The 25,694-nt window shown below is 66.7% G+C and carries 26 protein-coding genes; 17 read left to right on the top strand and 9 right to left on the bottom strand.

The window, feature by feature from the left end; all coding sequences use genetic code 11:
• The first annotated feature begins 20 nt into the window (after positions 1–20).
• The gene (locus AC5P8J_RS12400; protein WP_005420402.1) at positions 21–1,682 is read left to right on the top strand and encodes an MFS transporter; all 1,662 of its coding nucleotides are present in this window, start codon (positions 21–23) and stop codon (positions 1,680–1,682) included.
• Positions 1,683–1,850: 168 nt separating this feature from the next.
• Here AC5P8J_RS12400 and AC5P8J_RS12395 read toward each other — a convergent pair whose 3' ends face one another.
• Together AC5P8J_RS12395 and AC5P8J_RS12390 are read right to left on the bottom strand one after the other, a co-directional pair.
• Positions 1,851–2,495 (bottom strand): hypothetical protein, encoded by a 645-nt coding sequence (locus AC5P8J_RS12395; protein ID WP_447905606.1) that lies wholly within the window; start codon positions 2,493–2,495, stop codon positions 1,851–1,853.
• 42 nt (positions 2,496–2,537) lie between these two features.
• A complete protein-coding gene (locus AC5P8J_RS12390; RefSeq protein ID WP_495216839.1) occupies positions 2,538–3,188 on the bottom strand; it encodes a hypothetical protein in 651 nt (216 codons plus the stop codon).
• A 315-nt stretch (positions 3,189–3,503) separates the two neighbouring features.
• Between AC5P8J_RS12390 and AC5P8J_RS12385 the strand changes: the two genes are divergently transcribed.
• The 4 genes from AC5P8J_RS12385 to xth all read left to right on the top strand — a co-directional run bounded on the left by AC5P8J_RS12385 (position 3,504) and on the right by xth (position 7,194).
• The gene (locus AC5P8J_RS12385) at positions 3,504–4,121 is read left to right on the top strand and encodes a hypothetical protein (protein ID WP_478436110.1); all 618 of its coding nucleotides are present in this window, start codon (positions 3,504–3,506) and stop codon (positions 4,119–4,121) included.
• A 54-nt stretch (positions 4,122–4,175) separates the two neighbouring features.
• Complete coding sequence (gene tli1a / locus AC5P8J_RS12380; protein WP_276577078.1) at positions 4,176–4,715, top strand: Tli1a family immunity protein; 540 nt, start codon at positions 4,176–4,178, stop codon at positions 4,713–4,715.
• Between the two features lie 127 nt (positions 4,716–4,842).
• On the top strand, positions 4,843–6,252 hold the full coding sequence (locus AC5P8J_RS12375; RefSeq protein WP_188250627.1) for a coniferyl aldehyde dehydrogenase: 1,410 nt from the start codon (positions 4,843–4,845) through the stop codon (positions 6,250–6,252).
• Between the two features lie 174 nt (positions 6,253–6,426).
• Positions 6,427–7,194 carry an exodeoxyribonuclease III gene (xth, locus tag AC5P8J_RS12370; protein ID WP_111098845.1) on the top strand — a complete coding sequence of 256 codons (768 nt, stop codon included), beginning with the start codon at positions 6,427–6,429 and terminating at the stop codon, positions 7,192–7,194.
• An 81-nt stretch (positions 7,195–7,275) separates the two neighbouring features.
• Here xth and AC5P8J_RS12365 read toward each other — a convergent pair whose 3' ends face one another.
• Positions 7,276–7,527, bottom strand: a complete 252-nt coding sequence (locus AC5P8J_RS12365) for a GlsB/YeaQ/YmgE family stress response membrane protein (RefSeq protein WP_005411656.1) — start codon at positions 7,525–7,527, stop codon at positions 7,276–7,278.
• A gap of 84 nt (positions 7,528–7,611) precedes the next feature.
• Here AC5P8J_RS12365 and AC5P8J_RS12360 point away from each other — a divergent pair, with 84 nt between their 5' ends.
• The 8 genes from AC5P8J_RS12360 (at position 7,612) to AC5P8J_RS12325 (ending at position 15,094) form a co-directional block, all read left to right on the top strand.
• Complete coding sequence (locus AC5P8J_RS12360) at positions 7,612–8,211, top strand: 4'-phosphopantetheinyl transferase family protein (RefSeq protein ID WP_019661752.1); 600 nt, start codon at positions 7,612–7,614, stop codon at positions 8,209–8,211.
• A gap of 39 nt (positions 8,212–8,250) precedes the next feature.
• The gene (gene rsmG / locus AC5P8J_RS12355; protein ID WP_111098844.1) at positions 8,251–8,889 is read left to right on the top strand and encodes a 16S rRNA (guanine(527)-N(7))-methyltransferase RsmG; all 639 of its coding nucleotides are present in this window, start codon (positions 8,251–8,253) and stop codon (positions 8,887–8,889) included.
• A gap of 113 nt (positions 8,890–9,002) precedes the next feature.
• Entirely contained in the window at positions 9,003–9,800 is a 798-nt protein-coding gene (locus AC5P8J_RS12350; RefSeq protein ID WP_019661751.1) for a ParA family protein, read from the top strand.
• Positions 9,800–10,723, top strand: a complete 924-nt coding sequence (locus AC5P8J_RS12345) for a ParB/RepB/Spo0J family partition protein (protein WP_005411652.1) — start codon at positions 9,800–9,802, stop codon at positions 10,721–10,723. Before AC5P8J_RS12350 ends, AC5P8J_RS12345 begins: the two co-directional genes overlap by 1 nt.
• An 85-nt stretch (positions 10,724–10,808) precedes the next feature.
• Positions 10,809–11,774 (top strand): NAD-dependent epimerase/dehydratase family protein, encoded by a 966-nt coding sequence (locus AC5P8J_RS12340; RefSeq protein ID WP_111102317.1) that lies wholly within the window; start codon positions 10,809–10,811, stop codon positions 11,772–11,774.
• Between the two features lie 90 nt (positions 11,775–11,864).
• A complete protein-coding gene (locus tag AC5P8J_RS12335) occupies positions 11,865–12,587 on the top strand; it encodes a glycosyltransferase family 2 protein (protein WP_227853713.1) in 723 nt (240 codons plus the stop codon).
• The gene (locus tag AC5P8J_RS12330; RefSeq protein WP_058979230.1) at positions 12,587–12,934 is read left to right on the top strand and encodes a lipid-A-disaccharide synthase N-terminal domain-containing protein; all 348 of its coding nucleotides are present in this window, start codon (positions 12,587–12,589) and stop codon (positions 12,932–12,934) included. Before AC5P8J_RS12335 ends, AC5P8J_RS12330 begins: the two co-directional genes overlap by 1 nt.
• A gap of 387 nt (positions 12,935–13,321) precedes the next feature.
• Positions 13,322–15,094, top strand: coding sequence for a DUF885 domain-containing protein (locus tag AC5P8J_RS12325; RefSeq protein WP_494540186.1), 1,773 nt, complete (start codon positions 13,322–13,324; stop codon positions 15,092–15,094).
• 130 nt (positions 15,095–15,224) lie between these two features.
• Here AC5P8J_RS12325 and AC5P8J_RS12320 read toward each other — a convergent pair whose 3' ends face one another.
• The 5 genes from AC5P8J_RS12320 to AC5P8J_RS12300 all read right to left on the bottom strand — a co-directional run bounded on the left by AC5P8J_RS12320 (position 15,225) and on the right by AC5P8J_RS12300 (position 21,919).
• Positions 15,225–18,437, bottom strand: a complete 3,213-nt coding sequence (locus AC5P8J_RS12320) for an efflux RND transporter permease subunit (protein WP_495216838.1) — start codon at positions 18,435–18,437, stop codon at positions 15,225–15,227.
• A 10-nt stretch (positions 18,438–18,447) separates the two neighbouring features.
• A complete protein-coding gene (locus AC5P8J_RS12315) occupies positions 18,448–19,653 on the bottom strand; it encodes an efflux RND transporter periplasmic adaptor subunit (protein WP_111128566.1) in 1,206 nt (401 codons plus the stop codon).
• The gene (locus AC5P8J_RS12310; protein ID WP_065185918.1) at positions 19,650–20,903 is read right to left on the bottom strand and encodes a TolC family protein; all 1,254 of its coding nucleotides are present in this window, start codon (positions 20,901–20,903) and stop codon (positions 19,650–19,652) included. Before AC5P8J_RS12310 ends, AC5P8J_RS12315 begins: the two co-directional genes overlap by 4 nt.
• A gap of 56 nt (positions 20,904–20,959) precedes the next feature.
• Complete coding sequence (locus AC5P8J_RS12305; RefSeq protein ID WP_021203525.1) at positions 20,960–21,292, bottom strand: hypothetical protein; 333 nt, start codon at positions 21,290–21,292, stop codon at positions 20,960–20,962.
• A gap of 228 nt (positions 21,293–21,520) precedes the next feature.
• On the bottom strand, positions 21,521–21,919 hold the full coding sequence (locus tag AC5P8J_RS12300) for a RidA family protein (RefSeq protein ID WP_021203524.1): 399 nt from the start codon (positions 21,917–21,919) through the stop codon (positions 21,521–21,523).
• Between the two features lie 108 nt (positions 21,920–22,027).
• On the opposite strand from AC5P8J_RS12300, the gene AC5P8J_RS12295 reads away from it, so the two are divergent.
• Complete coding sequence (locus AC5P8J_RS12295) at positions 22,028–22,921, top strand: LysR family transcriptional regulator (RefSeq protein ID WP_021203523.1); 894 nt, start codon at positions 22,028–22,030, stop codon at positions 22,919–22,921.
• Positions 22,922–23,086: 165 nt separating this feature from the next.
• The gene (gene dnaQ, locus AC5P8J_RS12290) at positions 23,087–23,596 is read left to right on the top strand and encodes a DNA polymerase III subunit epsilon (RefSeq protein ID WP_021203522.1); all 510 of its coding nucleotides are present in this window, start codon (positions 23,087–23,089) and stop codon (positions 23,594–23,596) included.
• Positions 23,597–23,609: 13 nt separating this feature from the next.
• On the opposite strand, the gene AC5P8J_RS12285 is transcribed toward dnaQ, so the two are convergent.
• Positions 23,610–24,824, bottom strand: a complete 1,215-nt coding sequence (locus tag AC5P8J_RS12285) for a glycosyltransferase (protein WP_227853716.1) — start codon at positions 24,822–24,824, stop codon at positions 23,610–23,612.
• A gap of 281 nt (positions 24,825–25,105) precedes the next feature.
• Between AC5P8J_RS12285 and rpmB the strand changes: the two genes are divergently transcribed.
• Together rpmB and rpmG are read left to right on the top strand one after the other, a co-directional pair.
• A complete protein-coding gene (rpmB, locus tag AC5P8J_RS12280) occupies positions 25,106–25,342 on the top strand; it encodes a 50S ribosomal protein L28 (protein WP_005411638.1) in 237 nt (78 codons plus the stop codon).
• A gap of 10 nt (positions 25,343–25,352) precedes the next feature.
• Complete coding sequence (gene rpmG, locus AC5P8J_RS12275; protein ID WP_169411268.1) at positions 25,353–25,520, top strand: 50S ribosomal protein L33; 168 nt, start codon at positions 25,353–25,355, stop codon at positions 25,518–25,520.
• Positions 25,521–25,694: the final 174 nt, after the last annotated feature.

Here is a 25,694-nt window from a genome sequence, read left to right as displayed (position 1 = left end):
CTTCGGAGGGGAAGCGTCCCATGTCCAGTACACCCAGCACCGCACATAAAGCGGGCACCCTGACCAAGGGCCACAAGAAGGTCATCTTCGCATCGAGCCTCGGCACGGTCTTCGAGTGGTATGACTTCTTCCTGTACGGCTCGCTCGCGGCCATCATCGCCAAGCAGTTCTTCAGTGGCGTCAATGAAACCACGGGCATGATCTTCGCCCTGCTGGCGTTCGCCGCCGGCTTCTTCGTGCGTCCGTTCGGCGCGGCCTTCTTCGGCAGCCTCGGCGACCGCATCGGCCGCAAGTACACCTTCCTGGTCACCATCCTGATCATGGGCATCTCGACCTTCCTGGTCGGCGTGCTGCCCAACTACGCCTCGATCGGTTTCGCCGCACCGGTGATCCTGATCATCCTGCGCCTGGCCCAGGGTCTGGCGATGGGCGGCGAGTACGGCGGTGCCGCCACCTACGTGGCCGAGCACGCGCCGGACGACAAGCGCGGTCTGTACACCAGCTTCATCCAGTGCACCGCCACGCTGGGCCTGTTCCTGTCGCTGCTGATCATCCTGGCCTGCCGCATGACGCTGGGCAACGAGGCGTTCGAGGCCTGGGGCTGGCGCATCCCGTTCCTGGTGTCGATCCTGCTGCTGGGCATTTCGGTATGGATCCGCCTGCAGCTGAGCGAATCGCCGCTGTTCCAGCAGATGAAGGCTGAAGGCAAGGGCTCCAAGACCCCGTTCCGCGACAGCCTGAAGGGCGGCAACCTGAAGCTGATGTTGCTGGTCCTGCTCGGTGCAGCGGCTGGCCAGGCCGTGGTCTGGTACGGCGGACAGTTCTACGCGCTGTTCTTCCTCAGCAGCATGCTGAAGGTCGATGCCACCACCTCCTACCTGCTGATCGCCGCAGCGCTGGCACTGGGCACGCCGTTCTTCATCTTCTTCGGCTGGCTGTCCGACCGCATCGGCCGCAAGAAGATCATCCTGGCCGGCTGCCTGCTGGCGGCCATCACCTACATCCCGATCTTCAAGGGCCTGACCCACTTCGCCAACCCGGCCATCGAAGAAGCGCGCAGCAGCTCCCCGGCACTGGTCGTCGCCGATCCGGCCACCTGCTCGTTCCAGTTCGATCCGGTGGGCCTGCGCAAGTTCACCAGCTCCTGCGACGTGGCGACCGCCGCGTTGACCAAGGCCGGTGTGCCGTACGACGTGCAGCCCGCCGCCGCCGGTTCGCTGGCGATGGTGAACGTGGGCAGTGCCAGCGTCACCTCGTATGAGGCCGCCGGCCTGACCAAGGAAGAAGGCAAGGCCAAGGCCGATGCGTTCGGCGCGGAACTGAAGACCGCCCTGACCTCTGCCGGCTACCCGGCCAAGGCCGATGGTGCGCGCATCAACATTGCCGGCACCATCTTCATGCTGTGGCTGCTGGTGCTGTACGTGACCATGGTCTACGGCCCGATCGCCGCCTACCTGGTGGAACTGTTCCCGACCCGCATCCGCTACACCTCGATGTCGCTGCCGTACCACATCGGCAACGGCTGGTTCGGTGGCTTCCTGCCGGCGATCTCGTTCGCGCTGGTGGCCGGTACCGGCAACCTGTACTACGGCCTGTGGTACCCGATTGCGATCGCACTGATGTCGGTGGTGATCGGCGGCCTGTTCCTGCGCGAAACCAAGAACGTGGATATCACCAAGTAACCGGTGGGGTCCATGCAGTAAAGGAAAGGCCGCGGTGCAGACCGCGGCCTTTCTGTTTGTGGGGGCCGGACCGCCTGACGGGAGGGTAGAGTCGACCGTTGGTCGACTATCGCGCACAGCGCGGGGTTCTTGGGCTTCGCACCAACGGCAGTCGACTGACATTCGACTCTACCGGCCATACAGCGCCTCTCTCTGCAAAGGCGTGACTTCAAACGTCCCTGCATCTATCAGCTTCCCGTAGTGGTCCCTGTTGCCTGGGCCTGGTGGGTCGCAGCGAAGCAGATTGTCGAGGGAACCATCGGGTGCATCCGAGGGACTCAGGCGACCTGAGGCATAGTCCTCCGCGGTGGGGTGCACCTCAGAAGGGTGCAGGTCAGGAAGGGCGGGAGATACCCAGGCTCCAACGTCATTGAACTGCCCTCCACAGAATTGCCCGGTCTGACGCGCGAACAGGCAGCCGCTTCGTGTGTCGATGAAACCGCAATATGGCCTTTCATGCAGAGAACGGCGTCCATCCGTCAAGCCAACCTCCCCAGATTCCACGTCAGTGACAAGCACATACCGACCGTCAGGGGACGTCGCCGGATCGGGGTCGTACTCGAACAGAGAGTACGAGCGTTTGCCCAACGCTATGCGGCGCACCAGCTTGCCCTGCTTCATCACCGACAGGTTCCGGTAGCGACCATTCTCCTCGCCGTCGTATCGCAGTGTGATGTTGCTGCGAGCGTGCACCCATCTCCCGCTGCCAGACTTCGCATCCTCTGTTGAAGCCAGCGTTGCAAGCACAGTGAAGATCAAGCTCAACAAATTCATTCTCCAGGAGACCGTCATCTTGACGGGAGCATGCGATTGGCATCAGGGGCTGGTGGTGGTGACTTCCGGGCATTCACCTTCCTCCGCCAGCTGCCGCCTCGAGAACTCCTTGACGCACAACAAGCGCTGTTCACTCTCATCGCCTGCCTGCCCGATCTGCATGCGCAACTGGTCGGCTCCTGGGCAGCGCGCAGCGCGAGCGACAAGGAGGTTGCACACAGGAACAAACGGGAAGTGCACGTCGGGGCGTGGAATGCTCAGCCTCTCGTCCCAAGCCTCGAACGGAAAGAGCACATGTAGCAACCCATCTACCGCCTCATCCTCGCCTGGTCGCATGAGGGCAGCATCCGGTGCATCCCTGAGCAACGCCGCATAGGCATCCAGGAAGCGACGGCCGTACCGATCATGCTCCGCCGGTGTGCTCGCCTGCCGCAAGGTGGTGTAGTACGGGAAGAGGCTGTCTACATCGGGTCCGTTGCAGGTCATGCCGGACGAACGTGAGCTGTCTTTGACGGGGGGCTGTAGATAGCAGGTCGTACGTTCGAGTCTCTCTGCAAGTATCTCGAGCACCCTGCCAATACTGGCACCAGGTGTGGCATCGCCCTCGAGCTCGCCGACGACGGCAGCCAGGCTGTCGCCCACCAATGGGATGTGTTCGTGCTCGGCGTTCAGGCCGATTGCCGCGACATCCATGGACTGCTCGCTGGCATCGGAAGCTCCGGCCAGGAGAAGACATCCGGTCAGAAATGCAAATACGCGTCGCATCTACGCATGTTATTGGAGGTGGGATACTACCTTCAGCGCGCTGACGTCGTGCGGCAATGAAACAAGTACGAATCTACATATCAGCCCAGTATTTGATCGTACCGGTGCGGGATGACGTATCCAGCCACACGGAAGACGGGGACTTCTAGCAAGAACTGCCAACGTCTGACGCAAATGGCCCGAACTCCCTTTGTTCATCCGTACGCCCCATAGCATGTGTGATTCATCGAATCGGATCGGGGAATGCGCAGGGTACTTCTGGCAGCGATCATCACTGTCTCAGCGTCAGCGGCTGGCGCAGAAACGCATGTAGCTGCCGACGATGCGACACGGCAGGGAAGCCTGCGAGTCGAGGAAAGATCGCCCGTGATCAAACAGCTATGCAAGACAGAGACAGTCTGGCTGTCCTGGAACAACGCCGTACCAAACGCAACACTGGTGACCTGCGATTGCAGCTGCACATCGCATGACAACTCAGGATGGCTTGTCGAGGCACAACCGGAAGACGACACCTATCGGGTACATCGAGTCTCTCTCGGCAAGGTTTTCAGTCCCACGGAGTTCCGTCGGGCTGGTGCGCGGATTCAGGACATCGTCTCGTCGCATCCGTGGTGCTCAGGCGCCAAACCGAGCATGCCGACGAATGCCGTGTTTGCGACGTTGGTGAAGCAGCCCACGGAATCGGGCGATGAGCCTTACTGCTTTACGCCCCACTTCTTCGTAGGTGATCGGAATGTCCCCCTGAAGAGGATTCCAATGTCGGGCGAACAGTTCTCCGACGCGTCCGCAGCAGGATCAGCACTGATCGCGCGGGAGGTCGAGTTCTTGCGTGATTGGCGGCTGGAGTTTGCGCCCGAGTAGCGCATTCGTTCCCTCGGACAAATTATGAGGGCTATACATTCTGGAGTTTCAGTGATGTTTGTTTTGAAGCGCGTGGCACTGGCATTTCTTGCTGGCCCACCTCTGCTCTTGTCGGCCTACGCGGTGAATGCCAGCGCGATCTATGGCGTCAACCACACCCATTGGGCGATCAACCGATTCAGTGTCGATGGCCGTTCGGCCGTTGACAGCATTGGCCCGAATCAAGGCGGCGGTGGAGGCTGCTGTTACACGGTTCCAGATCAGTGGCGGCCAGGGGTGATGGTACGAGTCGATTGGGAAACCGGGGTAGGAGGCTCAAAAGGATTTCCTGGATTTGCAGATGAGTCGAAATACGACGCCTGGCTGCAACAAATCGAGGCACAAAAGCGTTACCACAGCAAAATCGTCACCGTCCCGGATTACACCAACCAGAATGTCTGCGGCATCACTGTACATTTCCTGCCCTGCGATGAGATTCAGGTCACCACTTCCTGTTACGCCTACGGCAGCCCCGAATACCCGATCAAGATTCCGCTTGAGTTGCCAGAACCGCAGTCTTGCCCGGCACAACCTACCGACCAGCAGAAGACGTAGTGATGGACGGGTTTGCATGAGGGGGTGAACGCATGCAAGGCGGTCGGGAGGGGGCCGAATGAGACCCCGTGCCACGGCGTGAAGGTTGGCATGCGAGCCGGGCACGGGTCGACCCTACAATCGGCCCATGACCACCATCACCCCGGCCGAGCTCCCCGCCATCCTGCACACCCTGCGCAGCGCCTGGCAGTCGCAGCGCCCCACGCTCGACCAGCGTGAGGCCGACCTGCGCCGCCTGCGCGAGGGGCTGAAGCCACGCCTGGACGAAATGGCGCAGGCCATCGCCGAGGACTTCGGGCATCGCGCCCACGTTGAATCGAAGCTGGCCGATGGCATGAGCGTGCTGTCGGCCATCGACCACCTGCGCCGCCACCTGCGGCGCTGGTCGAAGCCGCAGCGGGCATCGGCGGGATGGAAGTTGTGGCCAGCGCGCGCGCAGCTGCGGCCGACGCCACTGGGCGTGGTCGGGGTGATCTCGCCCTGGAACTACCCGGTCACGCTGGCATTGGTGCCTTTGGCCACCGCCATCGCTGCGGGTAACCATGTGCTGCTGAAGCCTTCGGAACACACGCCGCGCACCAGTGCGTTCCTGGCCGATCTGCTGGCCAGCGTGTTCCCGCCCGATCGGGTGGCGGTGGTGCAGGGCGGGGCGGAGGTGGCCGCAGCGGTGTCGTCGCTGCCGTTGGACCATCTGCTGTTCACCGGCTCGACGGCCGTCGGCCGCAAGGTGATGGCCGCCGCCGCCGAACATCTGGTACCGGTCACGCTGGAACTGGGCGGCAAGTCGCCGGCGATCGTTTGCAGCGACTTTCCACTTGAAAAAGCCGCTGCGCGGCTGGCCACCGGCAAGTGGTTCAACGCCGGCCAGACCTGCATCGCGCCGGATTACGTGCTGATCGATACCGCGCGCCAGCGCGAGTTCGTGCAGGCGCTGCAGCAGCAGGTGCGCGAACGCTACGGCGACTTCAGCGATGCCGACGACTACACGCGGATCATCAACGACGGCCAGTACCGTCGCCTGCAGGGCTATCTGGCACAGGCGCGGCAACGCGGCGTGCCGGTGATTCCGCTGGCGCAGGTGGATGAGGCGCGCGCCGACCGCGAGCGCCTGCTGGTGCCGACCGTGGTGCTGGACCCGCCGGATGACCTGGACCTGATGCGCGAGGAGATCTTTGGCCCGATTCTGCCGGTGCGGGCCTATCCGGACCTGGATGCCGCGCTGGCCGACGTGCTGTCGCGTGACCGCCCGCTGGCGCTGTACCCCTTCAGCCAGGACCGCGCGACGGTGGAACGCATCCTCGGCCAGGTGGTGGCCGGTGGGGTGACGGTGAATGACACGCTGCTGCACTTCGCCGCCGATGGCCTGCCGTTTGGCGGGGTAGGGGCCAGTGGCATGGGCGCGTACCACGGCCGGGCCGGGTTCGATGCGATGAGCAAGCGGCTGCCGGTGCTGTGGCAGTCGCGCTGGGCGGCCAGCGACCGGCTGCGGCCGCCGTATTCGAAGATTGCGGGGTTGTTGAAGCTGCTGCTGCGGTGAACCCAGGCAGGGCGTGGCTCTGCTGAATCAGGGCCCGGCCCGATTCTTCTGTAGAGCCGAGCCCACGCTCGGCTGCTCCTGGCTGGGTGCCGATCAATGCAGCCGAGCGTGGGCTCGGCTCTACACGGGAATCCGGCCCGAGCCCCATCCCGGCCACCCGGGTAGAATGCCCGCATGAAGATCGCCTCGTGGAACGTCAATTCGCTCAATGTCCGCCTGCCGCACCTGGAGCAGTGGCTCAAGGACTTCGGCCCGGACATCGTCGGCATCCAGGAAACCAAGCTGGAGGACCACAAGTTCCCCGATTCGGCGCTGATCGCCGCGGGCTACCGCAGCGTGTTCGCCGGCCAGAAGACCTACAACGGCGTGGCGCTGCTGTCGCGTGAGCCTGCGCAGGACGTGCAGATCGGCATTCCCGGCTTCGAGGACGAGCAGAAGCGCGTCATCGCCGGTACCTTCGGCGACCTGCGCGTGATCAACCTGTACGTGGTCAACGGCCAGGACATCGGTACCGACAAGTACGACTACAAGCTGCGCTGGCTGGAGGCGGTGCACGCCTGGATCGCGCAGGAGCTGCAGCGGCACCCGAAGCTGATCGTGATGGGGGACTTCAACATTGCCCCGGACGCACGCGACGTGCACGACCCGGAGGTGTGGAACGACAACCACATCCTGACCTCCACCGCTGAGCGTGGCGCGCTCAACAAGCTGCTGCAGCTGGGCCTGCACGATGGCTTCCGCCTGCACAACGACGAGGCGGGTACCTTCAGCTGGTGGGATTACCGCGCCGCCGGCTTCCGTCGCAACCTGGGCCTGCGCATCGACCTGACCCTGGTTTCCGATGCGCTGAAGAGCGGTGCGGTGGCTTCGGGCATCGACCGCGAGCCGCGCACCTGGGAACGCCCGAGCGACCATGCGCCGGCGTGGGTGCAGCTGGGTTGAGTTGAGGTAGCGCCGGGGCATACCCGGCGAGCGCAGCGGCGGCAGGGTGACGCCGGGCATGGCCCGGCGCTACCCCTCAGATCACCGTATGCTCTTGCGGGTGAACAGGTTGACGATCGCCAGCAGGATCACCGCACCGATCAGCGAGAACAGGAAGGTGCGGATGGTGATCGCCTCGTTGATGCCACCGCCGAACAGCCAGCCGGAAATCAGCGCGCCGACGATGCCGACCACGATGTTGAGGATGATGCCCTGCTGGGCATCGCGCTTCATGATGATGCTGGCCAGCCAGCCTACGATGCCGCCGACGATCAGCCAGATGATGATGCCCATGATCGAACCTCCGGTGGGGAACTGTGACCAGTTGACGCGCACGGCTGTGAACCCGTCGTGCAATTGCGTGATGGGCGCGTGCGGATGAGCCTGCCAGCCACCCTCGACGGCCCCTGGCGCTTCGGCCCGGTGACGGTCTGGCGCTGCCCGCACGTGCCGGGCCAGCGCGGTGAACCGCAGGCCCGGCAGGTACTGGCGCAGGCGCTGGGCACCGATCCGCAGACGCTGCCACTGGTCCGTGACGACAAGGGCCGGCCGGAGCTGAGCGGCCCGTTGGCCCACTACGGGACCGGCTGGAGCCACAGCGGTGAGGTGCTGCTGGTGGCGCTGGGCGAAGGCGTGCGGCTGGGCGTGGACCTGGAACTGCTGCGGCCGCGGCCGCGTCTTCTGGAAATCGTGCGGCGCTTCTTCCACCCGCAGGAGGTGGCCTGGCTGGAACGCCTGGACGAGGCCGACCGCGAGCACTGGTTCTTCCGCGTGTGGTGCGTCAAGGAGGCGATCCTGAAGGCGCACGGCCAGGGCATCTCGTTCGGCCTGCATCGCCTGCAGCTGGCGCCGGGGGCCGATGGCGCCCTGCACCTGCGCTGGTGCGACCTGGAACTGGGCGAGGCCGCGCGCTGGCACCTGCACGAATGGCAGGCCAGCGGCCAGTTCCGTGCGGCGTTGGCCTGGTATCCGCACTGAAGCGGGGAATCAGCGCGCAAAACCGGCGATAATGGCGGCATGAGCGAACACCCACTTCCCGCCAGCGTGGCTGCCACGCTGGAACAGGGCCTGGCCAGCATGGGCCTGGACGCCGCGCTGGCGCCGCCGCTGCTGCGCTACCTGGCCCTGCTGCACCGCTGGAACGGCACCTACAACCTCACCGCCATCCGCGACCCGCAGGAGATGGTTACCCGCCACCTGCTCGATTCGCTGGCGATGCAGCCGTTCGTGGCTGATGGCAGCCTGGCCGACCTCGGTACCGGTCCCGGGTTGCCGGGCATCCCGCTGGCGATCGCCTGCCCGGGCCTGCAGGTCACCCTGGTCGAGAGCAACGGCAAGAAGGCGCGCTTCATGCGCGAGGCCGTGCGCCAGCTCGGCCTGGGCAATGCCCGCGTCGCCGAATCGCGCGCCGAGGCGCTGGACGAGGCCGGCCGTTATGACCAGCTGACCGCCCGCGCGATGGACACCCTGGCCGGCATCGTCCGCGTCGGTGGCCACCTGCTGCGGCCCGGCGGCGTGCTGCTGGCCATGAAGGGCGTCTACCCGCATGAGGAGATCGCGGAACTGCCGGCTGGCTGGCAGGTGCGTGAGGTGACCCCGCTGAGCGTGCCCGGCCTGGCCGGCGAACGCCACCTGGTCACCGTTGCAGGTCCCTGATTCGCGCCGCCAGCCCTTTGTGGAACAACGGGTTGGCGATCCACGATTTCCGCAAGGGGCCGGTTGTACGCATAATGACCGGTCCCAACCATCCGTCGACGAGGCACACCCGCATGGCCCGCATCATCGCCATCGCCAACCAGAAGGGTGGCGTCGGCAAGACCACGACCGCCGTCAACCTGGCCGCTTCCCTGGCCAACGCACCCAAGCGCGTGCTGTTGGTCGACCTGGACTCGCAGGGCAACGCGACCATGGGCAGCGGCGTGGACAAGCGTGAGCTGGCGGCCTCCACCTGCGATCTGCTGCTGGGCGAGAACAGCGCCGCCGATGTGCGCGTGCAGACCGCCGAAGGCTACGACCTGCTGCCGGGCAACATCGACCTGACCGCCGCCGAGATCCAGCTGATGGGCCAGAGCGAGCGCGAGCAGCGGCTGAAGCGCGCGCTGGCGCCGATCCGCGACGAGTACGACTACATCCTGATCGATTGCCCGCCGGCGCTGTCGCTGCTGACGCTCAACGCGCTGGCCGCCGCCGATTCGGTGATCGTGCCGATGCAGTGCGAGTACTACGCACTGGAAGGCCTGAGCGCGCTGGTGGAAACCATCGAAGCGCTGCGCACCAGCCTGAACCCCGCGCTGGAGATCGAAGGCGTGCTGCGCACCATGTTCGACGTGCGCAACAACCTGGCCAATGCGGTCTCGGCCGAGCTCACCGAGCACTTCGGCGACCGCGTGTTCCGCACCATCGTGCCGCGCAACGTGCGCCTGGCCGAGGCACCCAGCCATGGCCAGAGCATCGTCGGCTACGACCGCGCCTCGCGCGGTGGCGTGGCCTACCTGGGCCTGGCCGGCGAGATCATCCGCCGCAACAACGAACGCAACAAGGCCGGCAAGGCCGTGGAGACCGTCTGATGACCAGCAGCAAGCCGGCAGCCAAGAAGCGAGGCCTCGGCCGTGGCCTGGACGCGCTGCTGGGCCCGAAGGGCGCGGTCAGCCAGGTGCAGGCCACCACCGCGGTGATCGAGCCGCTGCCGGGTGAAGTGCTGCGCAAGTTGCCGGTCGGCCAGCTGCAGCCGGGCAAGTACCAGCCGCGCCGCGAGATGGACGAGGGCAAGCTGTCCGAGCTGGCCGACTCGATCAAGTCGCAGGGCGTGATCCAGCCGATCCTGGTGCGCCAGCTGCCGGCGGGCAACTACGAAATCGTCGCTGGTGAACGCCGTTGGCGCGCATCGCAGCTGGCCGGGCTGGACGAAGTGCCGGTGGTGGTGCGCGAGCTGGAAGACCGCACCGTCATCGCGATGGCGCTGATCGAGAACATCCAGCGCGAAGACCTCAACCCGCTGGAAGAAGCCGAGGCGCTGCAGCGCCTGATCAGCGAGTTCACCCTGACCCATGCCGAGGCCGCCGAGGCCGTCGGCCGCTCGCGCGCGGCGGTGTCCAACCTGCTGCGCCTGCTGGAGCTGCCGGTGGCGATCCGGCTGCTGCTGGAAACCCGCCGCCTGGAAATGGGCCACGCCCGCGCGCTGCTGACCCTGGCTCCCGAGCTGGCCGGCAAGCTGGCGCAGGAAGCGGCCGATGAAGGCTGGTCGGTGCGCGAGGTCGAGCGCCGTGCGCAGGCCTTCGCCGCCGGCAAGGTGCCGAGCAACCGCCCGGTGGCGACGCCGAAGGTGCAGCAGGCCGACATCGCCTCGCTGGAAACCGAACTGTCCGAAGCGCTGGGTGCCAAGGTGGCGATCAACCACGGCCGTGGCGGCAAGGGCAAGCTGATCATCCACTACACCGATCTGGACACCCTGGACGGCGTGCTGGAAAAGCTGCGTACGCGCCAGGGCTGAACCCGGCGCCACATCACGCCGGCCGACGCATCCCCGCGACGTCGGCCACGCCGATGGCAGCGGGGTGCTTTGATCGAGACCCGCGATGACCATCCTGCTTACCGGCGCTGCCGGCTTCATCGGTGCCTACACCGCCCGCGCGCTGCTGGAGGCCGGCCAGGCCGTGGTCGGTCTGGACAACTTCAACGATTACTACGACCCGCAGATCAAGCGTGACCGCGTGGCCGCGCTGTGCCCGGCGCTGGACCTGCGCACGCTGGACCTGACCGATAACGAAGGCCTGGCCGCGCTGTTCGACGAAGTGAAGCCGACCGCCGTGATCCATCTGGCTGCACAGGCCGGCGTGCGCTATTCGCTGGAAAACCCGCAGGCCTACGTCGATAGCAACCTGGTCGGCTTCGTCAACATGCTCGAGCTGTGCCGCCACCGTGGCGTGCAGCACCTGGTGTATGCCTCCAGCAGTTCGGTGTATGGCGACTCGGCCACGCCGCCGTTCTCCGAGGACCAGCGCGTGGACCAGCCGCGCTCGCTGTACGCGGCGACCAAGGCGGCCAACGAGCTGATGGCCTACACCTACGCACAGCTGTACGGCCTGCATGCCACCGGGCTGCGATTCTTCACCGTGTATGGCCCGTGGGGCCGGCCGGACATGGCACCGCTGCTGTTCTCGCGCGCGGTGCTGGCCGGTCGGCCGATCGACGTGTTCAACGAAGGCCGTATGCAGCGCGATTTCACACATGTCTCCGACATCGTGTCCGGTATCCTCGGCGCCCTCGCGCATCCGGCCGACGGCCCGGTGCCGCACCGGGTGTTCAACCTCGGCAACCATACGCCGGTCGAGCTGGAGCGCTTCATCAGCGTGATCGAGCAGGCCGCCGGCCGCCCTGCGCAGAAGGTCTACAAGCCCATGCAGCCCGGCGACATGGTGCGCACGATGGCCGATACCCGGCGCGCACATGACGCTTTCGGCTTCGATGCGGTGACCCCGATCGAACAAGGCCTGCCGCCTGTGGTGCAGTGGTGCCGCGAGTATTTTGGCGATCGCGCCTGAGGACGGATCCTCACGCCGCCGGGTTCATCTTCGGATAACCTCGGTTTCGGAGAATGCGCGGTCTTTGTCCCCCCTTTGGCCGAGTGCCTTATGAGCCAACCCGAGCTTTCCGTTGTCGTCCCGGTGTTCAACGAGCGCGACAATGTTGCCCCGCTGGTCGCCGAAATCACCGCTGCGCTGCGTGGCCGACTGCCGTTCGAGATCGTCTACATCGACGACCACTCGCGTGATGACACCCTGGCGGTGCTGCAGGGGCTGAAGGCAACCACCCCGGAACTGCGCGTGCTGCACCATGTGAACCAGAGCGGGCAGAGCACGGCGGTGCGCACCGGCGTCAAGCATGCGCGGGCGCCGTGGATCGCGACCCTGGATGGCGATGGCCAGAACGATCCGGCCGATATTCCCAAGCTGCTCGCCGCACGCGACGCCGCCGACACGCAGGTGAAGCTGTTCGCCGGTTGGCGCGTCAACCGGCAGGACAGCAGCAGCAAGCGCTGGGCCAGTCGCTGGGCCAATGCCATCCGTGCGCGCATGCTGCGCGACGACACCCCCGACACCGGTTGCGGCATCAAGCTGTTCGAACGCAGCGCGTTCCTCGACCTGCCGTATTTCGACCACATGCACCGCTATCTGCCGGCGCTGATGCAGCGCGCCGGCTGGAAGACCACCAGTGTGCCGGTCAACCACCGCCACCGTACCGCTGGCGTGTCCAAGTACAACAACCTCGGCCGTGCGCTGGTCGGCATCCGCGATCTGCGTGGCGTGGCCTGGCTGATCACCCGAAGCAAGCGCACCGCGGTGGAGGAGCGCTGATGGATCTGGAGCTTCACTGGCTGGATCAGCCCTTGACCTGGCTGTACTGGACCGGCCTGCATGTAACCGGCTGGAAGCTGATCGGTTACACCGGCGCACTGATGTTCGGCGGCCGCTGGCTGGTCCAGTTCATCGCCTCCAAGCGTGCCGGCAAGCCCGTCATCCCGCGCCTGTTTTGGTACATGAGCGTGATCGGCAGCCTGATGACGCTGAGCTACTTCCTGTTCTCGGCCAAGCAGGACTCGGTGGGTGTGCTGCAGAACCTGTTCCCGGCGTTCACCGCGCTGTACAGCCTGCACCTGGACATCAAGCACCGCGGCTGGAAGCGCGACAAGGCCAGCCACTGAGGCCTGCGGGGTGCCTGCCATGGGTAGAGTCGACTGTCAGTCGACTTTCGCGCGGAGCGCGGGCTTTGCCACGTTTGGCGGAAGAGCAGCCGACTAACAGTCGGCTCTACCCAGTCGGCGCTACCACGCGCCTTCGGCCGGGGCCCGGTCCTGCCTGCTGTGGGTAGAGTCGACTGTCAGTCGACTTTCGCGCGGAGCGCGGGCTTTGCTGCATGTGGCGGAAGAGCAGCCGACTGACAGTCGGCTCTACCACGCGCCTGCGCCGCTGGGTCCCCGGCCTGCGGGCGGTTCCCGGTCCTGCCTGCTGCGCAGGCAGGACCTTCGTCCCATGCCTTGGACCGTGGGCGGTGCCATGATCGGGGTCTGCCTTCCCGGGAACCTGTGCTCGTGAAAACCCGTCTTGCCGTTGCCCTGCTGCTCGCCCTGTCCGCCCCCGCTGTGGCGCTGGCTGCACCGCCCGCCACCGCCGCGCCGGCCAGCGTGGCCACCGAATCGCCCGCCGACGCCGCCTTCCGTGCGGTGTACGAGAAGGAATGGAAGTGGCGCCAGGATGGCGGCGGCGAGGCCAGCGAGGACGAGGACGCCCCGGCCAATGCCACCCGCATGCCCGACGTCGGCCCGGCCGCGCAGCAGGCGCGCCTGAAGGTGTGGGACGAGACCCTGGCCGCGCTGAAGAAGATCGACCCGAAGACCCTGTCGCCCGACAACCAGGTCAACTACGCGATCTACCGCGACCAGGTGTTCAACCTCGCCGAAGAGGTGCGCCTGCGCGGCTACGAGATGCCGTTCAACGCCGACTCCTCGTTCTGGTCCAACCTGTCCTTCATGGCCCGGCGCGAGATGAAGACCGTGCAGGATTACCAGAACTACATCGCACGGCTGAACGATGTGCCGCGCTATTTCGGGCAGCAGACAGAGAACATGCGCGCCGGCCTGAAGCGTGGCTTCAGCGTGCCGCGCGCGGTGCTCGATGGCCGCGAGGTGTCCATCGCCACCGTCGCCGAGTTGAAGGACCCGACCGAGTCGCCACTGTACGCGCCGTTCAAGAAGCTGCCCAACACCGTTCCGGCGGCCGAACAGGCCAGGCTGCAGGCGCAGGCGCGTGAAGCGATCAGCGGCAAGGTGGTGCCGGCGTTCCAGCAGCTGCGCACCTTCTTCGTCAACGAGTACGTGCCGCAGGCGCGCACCACCCTGGCCGCCGAAGCGATGCCCGACGGCAAGGCGTACTACAAGCAGCAGATCCACGAATACACCACGCTGGACCTGTCGCCGGACGAGATCCACCGCATCGGCCTGGATGAAGTCGCACGCATCCAGAAGGAAATGAACGACATCATCAAGCAGGTGAAGTTCAAGGGCAGCTTCGCCGAGTTCCTGGCCTTCCTGCGCACCCATCCGCAGTTCTATGCCAAGACACCGGAAGAACTGCTGTCGCGTGCCGCGTGGATCTCCAAGCGCGCCGATGGCCAGCTGGGTAAATACATGACGTTGCCGCGCGCGCGCTTCACCATCGTGCCGGTGCCGCCGGACATCGCGCCGTTCTGGACCGCCGGCCGCGGTGGCATGGGCACCTATTGGCTCAACACCTACAACCTGCCGTCGCGCCCGCTGTACAACCTGCCGGCACTGACCCTGCATGAGTCCGATCCGGGCCACGCGTTGCAGGGCGCCATCGCCGCCGAGCAGAAGAACCTGCCCGAGTTCCGCCGCAACGCCTACATCTCCGCCTATGGCGAAGGCTGGGCGCTGTACTGCGAGAAGCTGGGCGTGGAAATGGGCATCTATGAAACCCCGTACGAGGATTTCGGCCGCCTGACCTACGAGATGTGGCGTGCTGCACGCCTGGTGATCGACACCGGCGTGCACAGCAAGGGCTGGACCCGCGAGCAGGCGTTGGCCTACCTGCGTGACCACACCGCGCTGAGCGAGCATGAAGTGACCACCGAAGTGGATCGCTACATTTCCTGGCCGGGCCAGGCGCTGAGCTACAAGCTGGGCGAGATCGCCATCGTGCGCCTGCGTGCGCAGGCCGAGAAGGAGCTGGGCGACAAGTTCGACATCAAGGGTTTCCACGACACCCTGCTCAAGCAGGGCTCGGTGCCGCTGCCTGTGCTGGAACAGCAGATCCAGGCCTACATCGCCGAGCGCAAGAAGGCCTGACCCGACGCGTCGCCGGGCATGGCCCGGCGCTACCAGAATGCGCGGTGGTAGCGCCGGGCCATGCCCGGCGAGCGTGATGCGATCGGGTCAGAGCCCCGCCCGAAGGGCGGGGCTCCGACCCCCTCTCACCTCACCCCACCGCCCGCGGCTTGGCCACGCGTGCGGCAAACGTCGGCAGCACCAGCAGGGTCAGCACGGTGGCGGTGATCAGGCCACCGATCACCACCGTCGCCAGCGGCTTCTGCACCTCCGCACCGGAACCGCTGGCAATCGCCATCGGAATGAAGCCGACGATCGCTACCAGCGCCGTGGTCAGCACCGCGCGGATGCGGCTGGAGGCACCGTTGATCGCCGCCTGCAGCGGCAGGTCGCCGGCGTCGAGGCGCTCGCGGATCGCCTGCATCAACACCAAGCCGTTCAAGGTCGCCACGCCGGAGACGGCGATGAAGCCAACCGCCGCCGATACCGAGAACGGCATGCCACGCAGCAGCAGCGCGAGGATGCCGCCGACCAGCGCCAACGGCACGCAGCTGAACACCAGAATGGCTTCCTTGCCGCTGCGCAGCGCCATGAACAGCAGGCTGCCGATCAGCAGGAACACTACCGGTACCACCGTCGCCAGCCGCTTTTCCGCGCGCTGCAGGTTCTCGAACTGGCCACCCCAGGTCAGGTAGGCACCCGGCGGCAGTGCCACGTCGGCTACCGCGGCCTGCGCTTCGCCGACGAAGCCGCCCAGGTCGCGGCCACGCACGTTGGCCTGCACCACCACGCGGCGGCTGCCGTTGTTGCGGCTGATCTGGTTCGGCCCTTCGCTCACGGTAATGCGCGCCACCGACGACAACGGAATCACCAGCCCCGATGGCGTGGCGATCGGCAGCGATGCCAGCTGGTCCGGATCGTTGCGCGCGGCATCGTCCAGGCGCACCACCACGTTGAAGCGGCGGTCGCCTTCGAAGATCTTGCCCGCCGCAGTACCGCCGATGCCGGTGGACAGTGCATCACTCACATCCGCCGCAGTCAGCCCATACTGCGCCGCCGCCACATGATCGATCGCCACCTTCAGCGTGGGCAGGCCGGAGATCTGTTCCACCCGCACGTCGGCCGCGCCACCCACCGCACGCAGCTTCAGCGCCACCTGGTCGGCCACCTTCTGCAGCTGGCTGAAGTCATCGCCGAAGATCATTACGGCCAGGTCGGTACGCACGCCGGAAATCAGCTCGTTGAAGCGCAGCTCGATCGGCTGGCTGAACTCGAAACTGTTGCCCAGCTGCTGCCCGGCCAGCTTTTCGAAACGGGCCACCAGCGCGTCCTTGGCCAACTTCGGATCGGGCCAGTCCTTGCGTGGCTTCAGCACGATCACGCTGTCGGAGATGTTGGTCGGCATCGGATCGATCGCCGCCTCGGCGGTACCGGTACGCGAGAACACGGTCTCCACTTCCGGCTGCTTGGCAATCACCTTTTCCAACGCCAGTTGCATGGCCAGTGACTGCTCCAGCGACGTCGACGGCACGCGCAACGCCTGCATCGCCACGTTACCTTCGTCCAGCGTCGGCATGAACTCGCGGCCCAGCAGCGAGAACGAGCCGATGCCCACCACCACCACCATCATCACCGCACTGGCCACTACCGTGCGCGGATGCGCCACAGCCTTGCGGATCACCGGCTCGATGCGCGCGCGCAGCACGCGTATCAGCCTGGTCTCGTGCTCGCCGTCGTCTGCATGTGCATTGCCGTCCTTCAGCTTCGGCTCGCGCACCAGCAGCGCCGTCATCGCCGGCACGAAGGTGAAGGAGAACAGGAAGGCACCGACCAGGGCCAGCATGAAGGTCGCCGCCATCGGGTGGAACGTCTTGCCCTCCACACCTTCCAGGGTGAGGATCGGCGCGAACACCAGCAGGATGATCAGCTGGCCGAACGCCGCCGGGCGCGCCATCTTCAGCGCGGAATCGGCGGCCACGCGCAGCCGTTCCATCGCGGTCAGCGCCCGGCCCAGTTCGGCGCGGCGCTGGCCCAGCATCAGCAGCGTCGACTCGACCACGATCACCGCACCGTCCACCAGGATGCCGAAGTCCAGTGCACCCAGGCTCATCAGGTTGCCGCTGATGCCGAAGCGGTTCATGCCGATCACCGCGAACAGGAACGACAGCGGAATCACCAGCGCGGTGATGGTGGCCGCGCGCAGGTTGCCCAGCAGCAGGAACAGCACCACCACCACCAGCAGCGCGCCCTCGGTGAGGTTCCGGGCCACGGTCTTGATGGTGGAATTGACCAGCACACTGCGGTCCAGCACCGGTGCGGCCACGATGTCGGCCGGCAGCGACGTGTTCACCTGTTCCAGACGTGCGGCTGCGGCCTGCGCCACGGTGCGGCTGTTGCCACCGGCAATCATCAGCGCGGTGCCCAGCACGGCCTCGTGGCCGTTGCGGCTGGCTGCACCCAGGCGCGGCGCGCGGCTCAGTTCCACGGTGGCCACATCGGCCACGCGTACCACCACGCCATTGCGGGTGGCCACCGGCGCCTGTGCAAGATCCTCGGTGGTCAGCGCCAGGCCATCGGCACGCACCACGAGGCCTTCGCCGGCACGCTGCACGAAGCCGGCGCCGGCCTGCACGTTGGAACGCTGCAGGGCAGTGACCAGGTCGGCCAGGCCGAGGCCATGCGCGGCCAGTTTGGCGCTGTCCGGATGCACGCCGTATTCCTTGACGTAGCCGCCGACCGTATCGACCCCGGCCAGCCCCGGGCTGGAGCGCATCTGCGGCGCGATGATCCAGTCCTGCACGGTGCGCAGGTAGGTCGCGCGCTCTTCCGGCGTGCGCAGCAGGTTGCCTTCCGGCGTGCGGTAGACCTCGCCGGCCTGCCAGCCGGCTTCACCGGGCTTGGCCAGCCTGGTCGGATCGAACGCGGTGAAGTCCACCGTCCACATCAGCACCTCGCCGAGGCCGGTGGTGACCGGCGACAGCATCGGCGACGCACCATCGGGCAGGTCTTCCGATGCCTCGCGCATGCGTTCGGCCACCTGCTGGCGGGCGAAGTAGATGTCGGTGGCATCGGTGAAGATCGCGGTGACCTGCGAGAAGCCATTGCGCGACAGCGAACGCGTGGTGGTCAGGCCGGGAATGCCGGCCAGCGCGGTTTCCAGCGGATAGGTCACCTGCCGTTCGATCTGCTCCGGGGTCAGCGCCGGGGCCACCGTGTTGATCTGCACCTGGCGGTTGGTGATGTCCGGCACGGCGTCGATCGGCAGCTTGCCCAGCTGGAACAGGCCCACGGCGGCGATCAGCGCCGCCATGAACACCACCAGCCAGCGGTGGCGCACCGCTGTTTCAATGATCAGCTTGAACATGATCGCCTCCTCAGTGGCCGTGCTCGGCTTCGCCCTTGGCCAGCTCGGCCTTGAGCAGGAAGGCGTTGGCACCGACGATGCGCTCGTTGCCACTCAGGCCACCGAGGATCTCGATGCGGTCACCGGCACGGCGCCCGGCCAGCACTGGCTGCGCCTTGAAGCCACCTTCGACGGCGACGAACACCGCGCTGCTTCCATCGACGTTCTGCACCGCATCGGCGGGCACGCTGAGCGAGCCGTCCTGGCCTTCGGTGACCACCACGGCCGATACCGGCGAACCGGCCGGCGGCAGCGATGCATCCACCGGCGTGGCGCGGATCACTGCGACGCCGCCCTGCTGCCGTACATCGGCGGCCGAACCGGTGACGGTAGCGGTGAAGCTGCCACCCGGCACGCTTACTTCCAGCTTCATGCCGGGCATGACCTGTGCAGCCAGCGCTGGCGGTGCGGTGAACACCAGCTCGTTCATCGACGGGTCGGCGACGTCGGCCACCGCACTGCCGGCGGCGACCACACCGCCCGGCGTGACCTGCACGTTGCCGACGATGCCGGCCACCGGGCTGGTGATGCGCACGCGTCCACTGGCATCGGGCGCACCGTTGGCCGCGGCCTGTGCCTGTGCGGCAGCGGCCTGGGCCTGTGCCGCCAGCGAACGCGCACGCGAGGCTTCCAGCTCCTGGCGGGCGACCACGCCCTGGTCGACCAGGGCCTTGTCGCGGCCATAGGCCAGGCGTGCGGCCTCGGCTTCGGCGGATGCGGCCAGCGCATTGGCGCGGAACACCGCTGCCTCGCCACTGACCACGATGGCCAGCGCCTGGTTCTGTTTCACCGCCGTGCCCGGCGCGACCAGTACGCGCTCGACGCGGCCGGTCACGGTCGAGGCCACCGAGGCACGGGCACCGACCGAGGGTTCCACCCGACCGGCGAGGCGGGTGGAACCGCCACCGCCGCGACCGACGGCAACCACTTCGATACCGGACGCCTTGATCTGCTCAGGGGTCAGCGGTACCACGCCTTCATCGGTGTCTGCCGGCGTCTTCGCGGATTCGGCTTTGGCTTCCTTGCTGCCGGGCGCGTGGCCATGGCTGTCGTCGGTGCCGGCCTTGGTCGCAGCGGGGTCTTCATTGGCAGGTGTCTGCGCGTTGCCAGCGCAGCCGGCCAGCAGCACAGTCAGCAGCATGCCGCCGATCAGCGGAAAAGTACGGGAGAGAGTCATGGGGCCTCCACAAAGGGTGCGCGCCCTTCAAGGCGGGCAAGATCGATTTCCGCGCCGACGCGCGACAGGCGCGCATCCACGGCGGCGGCGCGGGCGGCGATAAGAGCGCTGCGCGTGCTGCGCAGTTCCAGCTGCGAGATGCGTCCGGCGTCGAAGCCGATGCGGGCCAGGCGATACGCCTCTTCGGCGGCGACCACGCTTTCATCGGCGGCGCGGGTTCGGCTGCCGGCGGCCTTCAAACCGGCCACGGCGGAGAGGCGTGCCGCCTCGCTGTCGCGGCGCTGCTGGTCCAGGCGCGCTTCGGCCGCGCGCTGGTCGGCATTGGCGGCGCGGATGCCACCGCGGTTGCGGTCAAACAGCGGGATGCTGAGGCTGAGCCCGAGGTTGTAGGCACGCTCGCCGCCCTCTCGGAAGCGGGTCTGCGCGGCGGTGACGCTGAGGTCGGGCAGGGCGCGCTTGCGCTCCACCTCGACCAGTTTGCCCGCCGCATCGGCTTCGGCTTCAGCGATGCGCACCGCCAGTGCGGTATCGGTGGCGCCGCGTGGCAGCGGCGGCGCACGGTCGAGCAGGCTGTCGCCGATCGACTGCACCGGCGCATCCAGCAGTGCAGCACCGGCCAGGCGGGCCAGCGCGGCATCGCGGAAGGCCTGCGCTTCATCCAGTGCGGCGTTGGCGTTGGCCACTTCGCTCTGCGCCTGCACCGCGCGCAGTTGCGGTTCGCGGCCCTGCTTGACCATCGCGTTGACGGCGTTGGCGTCATCGCGGGTGAGGCTCAGTGCCTCTTCGGCCAGGGTGTAGCGGCGCAGTGCACTTTCCGCCTGTGCGTAGACCACCGCCAGCTGGCTGGCCACATCGCTGCGGCTCTGCGTGCCACGCAGGTTGGCCGCCTGTGCCTCGGCGCGGGCCGCACGGACGCGCGCGCCGCGCTGGCCCCAGACCTCCAATGGCTGGGACAGGGTAAGCACGCTGTCGGCCTTGCCCATGCCGCCATAGGAGCCGGTGCCCCAGGCGTTCTCGGCCGACCAGGACAGGGAAGGGTTGGGCAGTGCGCGGGCCTGGTCGGCGCGCGCGTCGGCGGCCTCGGCCAGCGCCGCACCGACGCGGGTGCCGGGCAGCTGGTCCAGGCGTTCAAGCAGGGTGTCGTAGGAAGGGGCGGCTTGCGCCATCACCGATGCCGCCGGGGCCAGGCCCAGCAACACGGCGACGACCCGCCCGGCCGCACGCAGCGACCGAGGTGTCAGGATCGACATAGGGGGATTCCGGTTGTGAGTGAAACGGGAGCCCGCAATCGCGGGACGCGCTCAACTCACGCCCGGGGTGGACGCGTCAATTCATCCTGGGCGACCGCATAGGTCGCCGCATCGCCTGCACTCATCCAGCGCGCCGGCAGTGGCGCCCCGAAGGCGGCGATCGTGTGCGCCGGCAGGCTCAGGTTGGAGTGGTGGCAGTGGTTGTGGCCACAGGCACCGACATGCTTGCCGTCGCTGTCGCCATCGGAATCCGGTGTGGACTCCACATGCACCGTGCTGGCGTGCGGTTCCACCGTGCACGCCAGGGCATCGGCCACCGGCACGACCACGAATGCCGCCATCAGCAGCATCAGCAGGGTCGAACGGAGGTGGCGGGTGATCCAGCGCATGAAGGGGAGGCTAGCAAGCGGTTTTCGCCGGATACAATATCAATGGCCGCTTCGGGAATACGTCGGAATCTCCCGTTCAGGTGGGGCGGGCCTTTCGGCCCACCGGGCTGCGCTTCTGTAGAGCCGAGCCCACGCTCGGCTGCTTTCGCACGATCAGCCCCCCGGTAGGGGTCGACCTTGGTCGACACGCTTTTCGACCCCCGACACATTGCCGGCCAGCGGCCGGCACTACCGGTCTGCAGGCAGCTTCGCGATCACCTTGATCTCGAACTGGAACCCGTACAGCCAGGTCACGCCGATGCCGGTCAGGGTCGGGTGCGGGGCCTCGCCCCAGTACTCGGGCACGATCGCCCAGGCCTTCTCAAAGTTCTTCTCCGGGTCGACCAGGAACACGGTCACGTCGATCACGTCATCGAACGTGCAGCCTGCGGCAGCCAACACCGCATTGAGATTCTCGAAGGCGCGGCGCACCTGCGCCTCGAAATCCGGCTCGGGCGAGCCGTCTTCGCGGCTGCCGACTTGGCCGGAGACGAACAGGAAGCCATTGGATCGGATCGCCGGCGAGTAGCGGTTGCGCTCGTACAGGGCCTGGCGGCCGGTGGGGAAAACGACATCACGCTGTGACATGGGAAGGAATCCGTGGGAGAGAACGCCATCCTCCGCGCCAGTGCTGTCTGGATAAACCGCGATTATCAGCCTAGATTGATTGCCAATCCCAAACAATCATGGCCCGCCATGGACCGTTTCGAGGCGATGCGGGCCTTTGCCCGGGTTGTGGAAACCGGCAGCTTCACCCGCGCCGCGCAGACTCTGCAGGTCAGCCGCACCACGGTCACCCAGCTGGTGCAGCAGCTGGAGGCACACCTGCGGCTGCGCCTGCTCAACCGCACCACCCGACGGGTCAGCGTCACCGCCGATGGCGCGGCTTACTACCCGCGCATCGCCCGCCTGCTGGCCGAGCTGGAAGAGGTGGAGGGCGGGCTGGGTGACGCGGCCAGCCAGCCGCGCGGCCGCCTGCGGGTTGATGTACCCGGACCCTACGCGCGGTTGCGGCTGGTACCCGCACTGCCGGATTTCCAGGCGCGTTACCCGGAGATCCAGCTGGACATCGGCGTCAGTGACCGCGAGGTCGACGTCATCGCCGACAACGTTGACTGCGTGATCCGCGGCGGCACCCCGGCCGACCCGGCGCTGGTGGCGCGGCCGCTGGCGGCGCTGCCGATCGGTTTCCACGCCAGCCCCGGCTATGTGCAGCGTTTCGGCGTGCCGACCGATCCGCGCGCGCTGGAAGGGCCGGACCACTACATGGTCGGCTTCCTCAGCCCGCGCAGTGGCCGGGCGCGGGTGTTCACTGCACAACGTGGCGATGAGCGCATCGAGGTGCAGGGCCGCTACACGGTCGGCTTCGACGACGGCAACGCGTATCTGGCGGCCGCGTTGGCCGGCCTGGGGGTGGTGGCGCTGCCCAGCTACATGGCCGCGCCGCACGTGGCGCGCGGCGAATTGCTGCCGCTGCTGCAGGACTGGCGGCTTCCACCCATGCCGATGCATGTGATGTTCCCGCCGAACCGGCACATGAGCCAGCGGCTGCGGGTGTTCATCGATTGGGTGGTGGAAGCGTTGGGGTGATGCACACGCACCTGTAGAGCCGAGCCCACGCTCGGCTGCTTCTCGCTCCAGCGCTCAAGGCCCGCGCTTCGCGCGTGAGCAGAGCACGGGTTCGGCTACAGGGAGGGCTTCCTGCCGCAGGCATGCGAAAATCATCGCGGCACGCAACAGCAACCATCGCCACGCATGAATCGCATCGTCGCACTGGACACCGAAACCACCGGCATCTCCCACCGCCTGGGACACCGCGTGATCGAAATCGGTGCCGTCGAACTGATCGACGGCCAGCTCAGCGGCCGCCAGTTCCACACCTACCTGCAGCCGCAGCGCAAGGTGGACTGGGGCGCACAGCGCGTGCATGGCATCAGCGATGCGATGCTGGTGGGCAAACCGCTGTTTTCCAGCAAGGCCGCCGAACTGCTGGACTTCCTGCGCGGCAGCGAGATGGTCGCGCACAACGCCACCTTCGATGTGGGTTTCCTCGACAATGAGCTGCGCCTGGCTGGCATTCCTGCCACGCTGGCCCAGCACTGTCGCGTCACCTGCAGCCTGAAGCTGGCGCGCGGGCGCTGGCCCGGTCAGGGCAACAAGCTGGACGACGTGCTGCAGCGCCTGCGTATCCCAAGCAAGCGCGGCCTGCACGGCGCGCTCAAGGATGCCCATCTGCTGGCGCAGGTGATTCCGCACCTGCGCTGAGGCCTGGCCGCTGTTACACCGGCCGCAACCAGCGCTCGATCATTGCCACGCCACGTGCCACCCCGTCCTCATGGCTCATCGCCGCGCCCAGGGCTGCCGCGCGTGCGCGTGTTGCGTCGGTTTCAGCGAAGGTGATGGCTGCCGCCAGCGTTGCTGCATCCAGTCGCTTCGGTGACAACGGTGCCGGTGCCACGCCCAACCGATGCAGGCGATCGGCCCAGAAGAACTGATCCGCGGCGAACGGCATCACCAGCGAGGGAATGCCGGCGCGGCAGGCCGAATGCGTGGTGCCGCTGCCACCATGGTGGATGGCGAGTGCGCAATGCGGGAACAGTGCTTCGTGTGGCGTCGGGCCGAGCACGAACACATCTGCTGGCAGCGCGCCCGTCGGCAGCCCGGCCCACCCCGGAAACAGCAGCACCCGGCGTGGCGCCAGCGCCTGCAGCAGGGCCGGCAGCACGCGCTCGCGATCAAACCCGGTCATGCTGCCAAAGCCCAGGTACACCGGCGGCGGCCCGGCATCGAGGAAGGCCTGCAGATCGACCGGGGGCTTCCACGGCGCATCAGGAAGCCGCCACTGGCCACAGACGATGTGGTCGGCTGGCCAGTCCGCCGGTGGCGGCAGCAGCTGCGGCGAGATGCCATAGAGCATCGGCAGGCCGGACCACAACGCGCGGCGCGGCGATTGCCCCAGTTGCTGGCGTGCCGCGTTGATCGGCCGGCGGAACTGGCGCCAGATCAGGCCGTTGACCAGCCCATAGCTGGCGCGGTTCAACCAGCCCGGCGAGCGTCCCGGTGGCAGGAACGGAGAGCGGAAGGCCCGCGTCGGGGTCAGCGGGATCATGCCGGTGCCGATGACCGGCATTCCGCGGCGTTCGCCCACGCTCATGCCGACGAAGGCCGCCAGTCCGCCGGTCAGAATCGCATCGCAGCCTTCGGCAGCCGCATCGGCCTGGCGCATCCAGCCGCTGACATGCTGCAGCGCCATCCGTGCCAGACCGGACCTGGCGGCGGCAACACCGTTGCCACGCGACACCAGGGCGACCACTTCGTCATGGATGTCACCCTCAAGGGCCGCGTGGGGCACATCCAAGGCCTGCGCGCTGCCCAGGGTGCCGCCATCGGCCAGCAGTGTCACCGCGTGGCCTGCGCCGATCAGCCCATGGCAGAGCATGGCCAGCGGGCGCGTATCGCCTTCGGTTCCGTAGGTCAGGGCCAGCAGCCGCATGGAAAGCTCCGCAGTGATCCGGGCCAGTATGCCGGTTGGCGGAGTGCCCCCGGCCCTGCCGGTTCAGTCCCCGCCTGTGGGTAACTTGCGCAAGTGCTTGAACCCGTGCATAATGCGCGGCTCGCTGTGTCCGGTTTTCTACCGGGCGGCGCCCCCGGGAGCACGTCCCCGGCCGCCCAACGCCAGCGTAACCCTTTGATTCTCTTGACGTGTGGTGGGCAACCATCGAGGCCGCCGTCGCCCGGGCTACGGGCTGACAACTACTACTATCGAGGTGCGCAATGTCCCGCGTATGCCAGGTTTCCGGCAAGCGAGTGCAGACGGGTAACAACGTCTCGCACGCCAACAACAAGACCCGTCGTCGTTTCCTGCCGAATCTGCACGAGCGCCGTTTCTGGGTGGCCAGCGAGAACCGCTGGGTCAAGCTTCGTGTTTCCGCGCATGCACTGCGCACCATCGACAAGAACGGCATTGATTCCGTTCTGGCTGAGCTGCGTGCGCGCGGCGAAAAGGTCTGAGGAGTAAAGCATCATGGCAGGCAAGCGCGATAAGGTCCGTATGATTTCCTCGGCCGGTACCGGCCACTTCTACACGACCGACAAGAACAAGAAGAACACCCCGGGGAAGATGGAATTCCTGAAGTACGATCCGGTCGTGCGCAAGCACGTCCTGTACAAGGAAGGCAAGATCAAGTAATCCGCACGGATTGCTGATCCCCGCGAAGAAACCCGCCCTTGTGGCGGGTTTTTTCATGCCTGGCATCCAGGTGGTGGGTGCCGACCGTTGGTCGGCACGCTCTCCCCGCACCCGGTAGCTGTCGACCCTGGTCGACACGCTGGCTCTCTGCCGTCGGTTCGAAAGGCAGTCGAG

It is taken from the genome of Stenotrophomonas sp. YJH_SMC_37 (assembly GCF_059370035.1).
This window is presented reverse-complemented; position numbering and strand designations above follow the sequence as displayed.

Coding starts and splice junctions, on each gene's coding strand:
- AC5P8J_RS12400 (WP_005420402.1), top strand. CDS start 21: ATGTCCAGTACACCCAGCACCGCACATAAAGCGGGCACCCTGACCAAG.
- AC5P8J_RS12395 (WP_447905606.1), bottom strand. CDS start 2,495: ATGAATTTGTTGAGCTTGATCTTCACTGTGCTTGCAACGCTGGCTTCA.
- AC5P8J_RS12390 (WP_495216839.1), bottom strand. CDS start 3,188: ATGGATGTCGCGGCAATCGGCCTGAACGCCGAGCACGAACACATCCCA.
- AC5P8J_RS12385 (WP_478436110.1), top strand. CDS start 3,504: ATGCGCAGGGTACTTCTGGCAGCGATCATCACTGTCTCAGCGTCAGCG.
- tli1a (WP_276577078.1), top strand. CDS start 4,176: ATGTTTGTTTTGAAGCGCGTGGCACTGGCATTTCTTGCTGGCCCACCT.
- AC5P8J_RS12375 (WP_188250627.1), top strand. CDS start 4,843: ATGACCACCATCACCCCGGCCGAGCTCCCCGCCATCCTGCACACCCTG.
- xth (WP_111098845.1), top strand. CDS start 6,427: ATGAAGATCGCCTCGTGGAACGTCAATTCGCTCAATGTCCGCCTGCCG.
- AC5P8J_RS12365 (WP_005411656.1), bottom strand. CDS start 7,527: ATGGGCATCATCATCTGGCTGATCGTCGGCGGCATCGTAGGCTGGCTG.
- AC5P8J_RS12360 (WP_019661752.1), top strand. CDS start 7,612: ATGAGCCTGCCAGCCACCCTCGACGGCCCCTGGCGCTTCGGCCCGGTG.
- rsmG (WP_111098844.1), top strand. CDS start 8,251: ATGAGCGAACACCCACTTCCCGCCAGCGTGGCTGCCACGCTGGAACAG.
- AC5P8J_RS12350 (WP_019661751.1), top strand. CDS start 9,003: ATGGCCCGCATCATCGCCATCGCCAACCAGAAGGGTGGCGTCGGCAAG.
- AC5P8J_RS12345 (WP_005411652.1), top strand. CDS start 9,800: ATGACCAGCAGCAAGCCGGCAGCCAAGAAGCGAGGCCTCGGCCGTGGC.
- AC5P8J_RS12340 (WP_111102317.1), top strand. CDS start 10,809: ATGACCATCCTGCTTACCGGCGCTGCCGGCTTCATCGGTGCCTACACC.
- AC5P8J_RS12335 (WP_227853713.1), top strand. CDS start 11,865: ATGAGCCAACCCGAGCTTTCCGTTGTCGTCCCGGTGTTCAACGAGCGC.
- AC5P8J_RS12330 (WP_058979230.1), top strand. CDS start 12,587: ATGGATCTGGAGCTTCACTGGCTGGATCAGCCCTTGACCTGGCTGTAC.
- AC5P8J_RS12320 (WP_495216838.1), bottom strand. CDS start 18,437: ATGTTCAAGCTGATCATTGAAACAGCGGTGCGCCACCGCTGGCTGGTG.
- AC5P8J_RS12315 (WP_111128566.1), bottom strand. CDS start 19,653: ATGACTCTCTCCCGTACTTTTCCGCTGATCGGCGGCATGCTGCTGACT.
- AC5P8J_RS12310 (WP_065185918.1), bottom strand. CDS start 20,903: ATGTCGATCCTGACACCTCGGTCGCTGCGTGCGGCCGGGCGGGTCGTC.
- AC5P8J_RS12305 (WP_021203525.1), bottom strand. CDS start 21,292: ATGCGCTGGATCACCCGCCACCTCCGTTCGACCCTGCTGATGCTGCTG.
- AC5P8J_RS12300 (WP_021203524.1), bottom strand. CDS start 21,919: ATGTCACAGCGTGATGTCGTTTTCCCCACCGGCCGCCAGGCCCTGTAC.
- AC5P8J_RS12295 (WP_021203523.1), top strand. CDS start 22,028: ATGGACCGTTTCGAGGCGATGCGGGCCTTTGCCCGGGTTGTGGAAACC.
- dnaQ (WP_021203522.1), top strand. CDS start 23,087: ATGAATCGCATCGTCGCACTGGACACCGAAACCACCGGCATCTCCCAC.
- AC5P8J_RS12285 (WP_227853716.1), bottom strand. CDS start 24,824: ATGCGGCTGCTGGCCCTGACCTACGGAACCGAAGGCGATACGCGCCCG.
- rpmB (WP_005411638.1), top strand. CDS start 25,106: ATGTCCCGCGTATGCCAGGTTTCCGGCAAGCGAGTGCAGACGGGTAAC.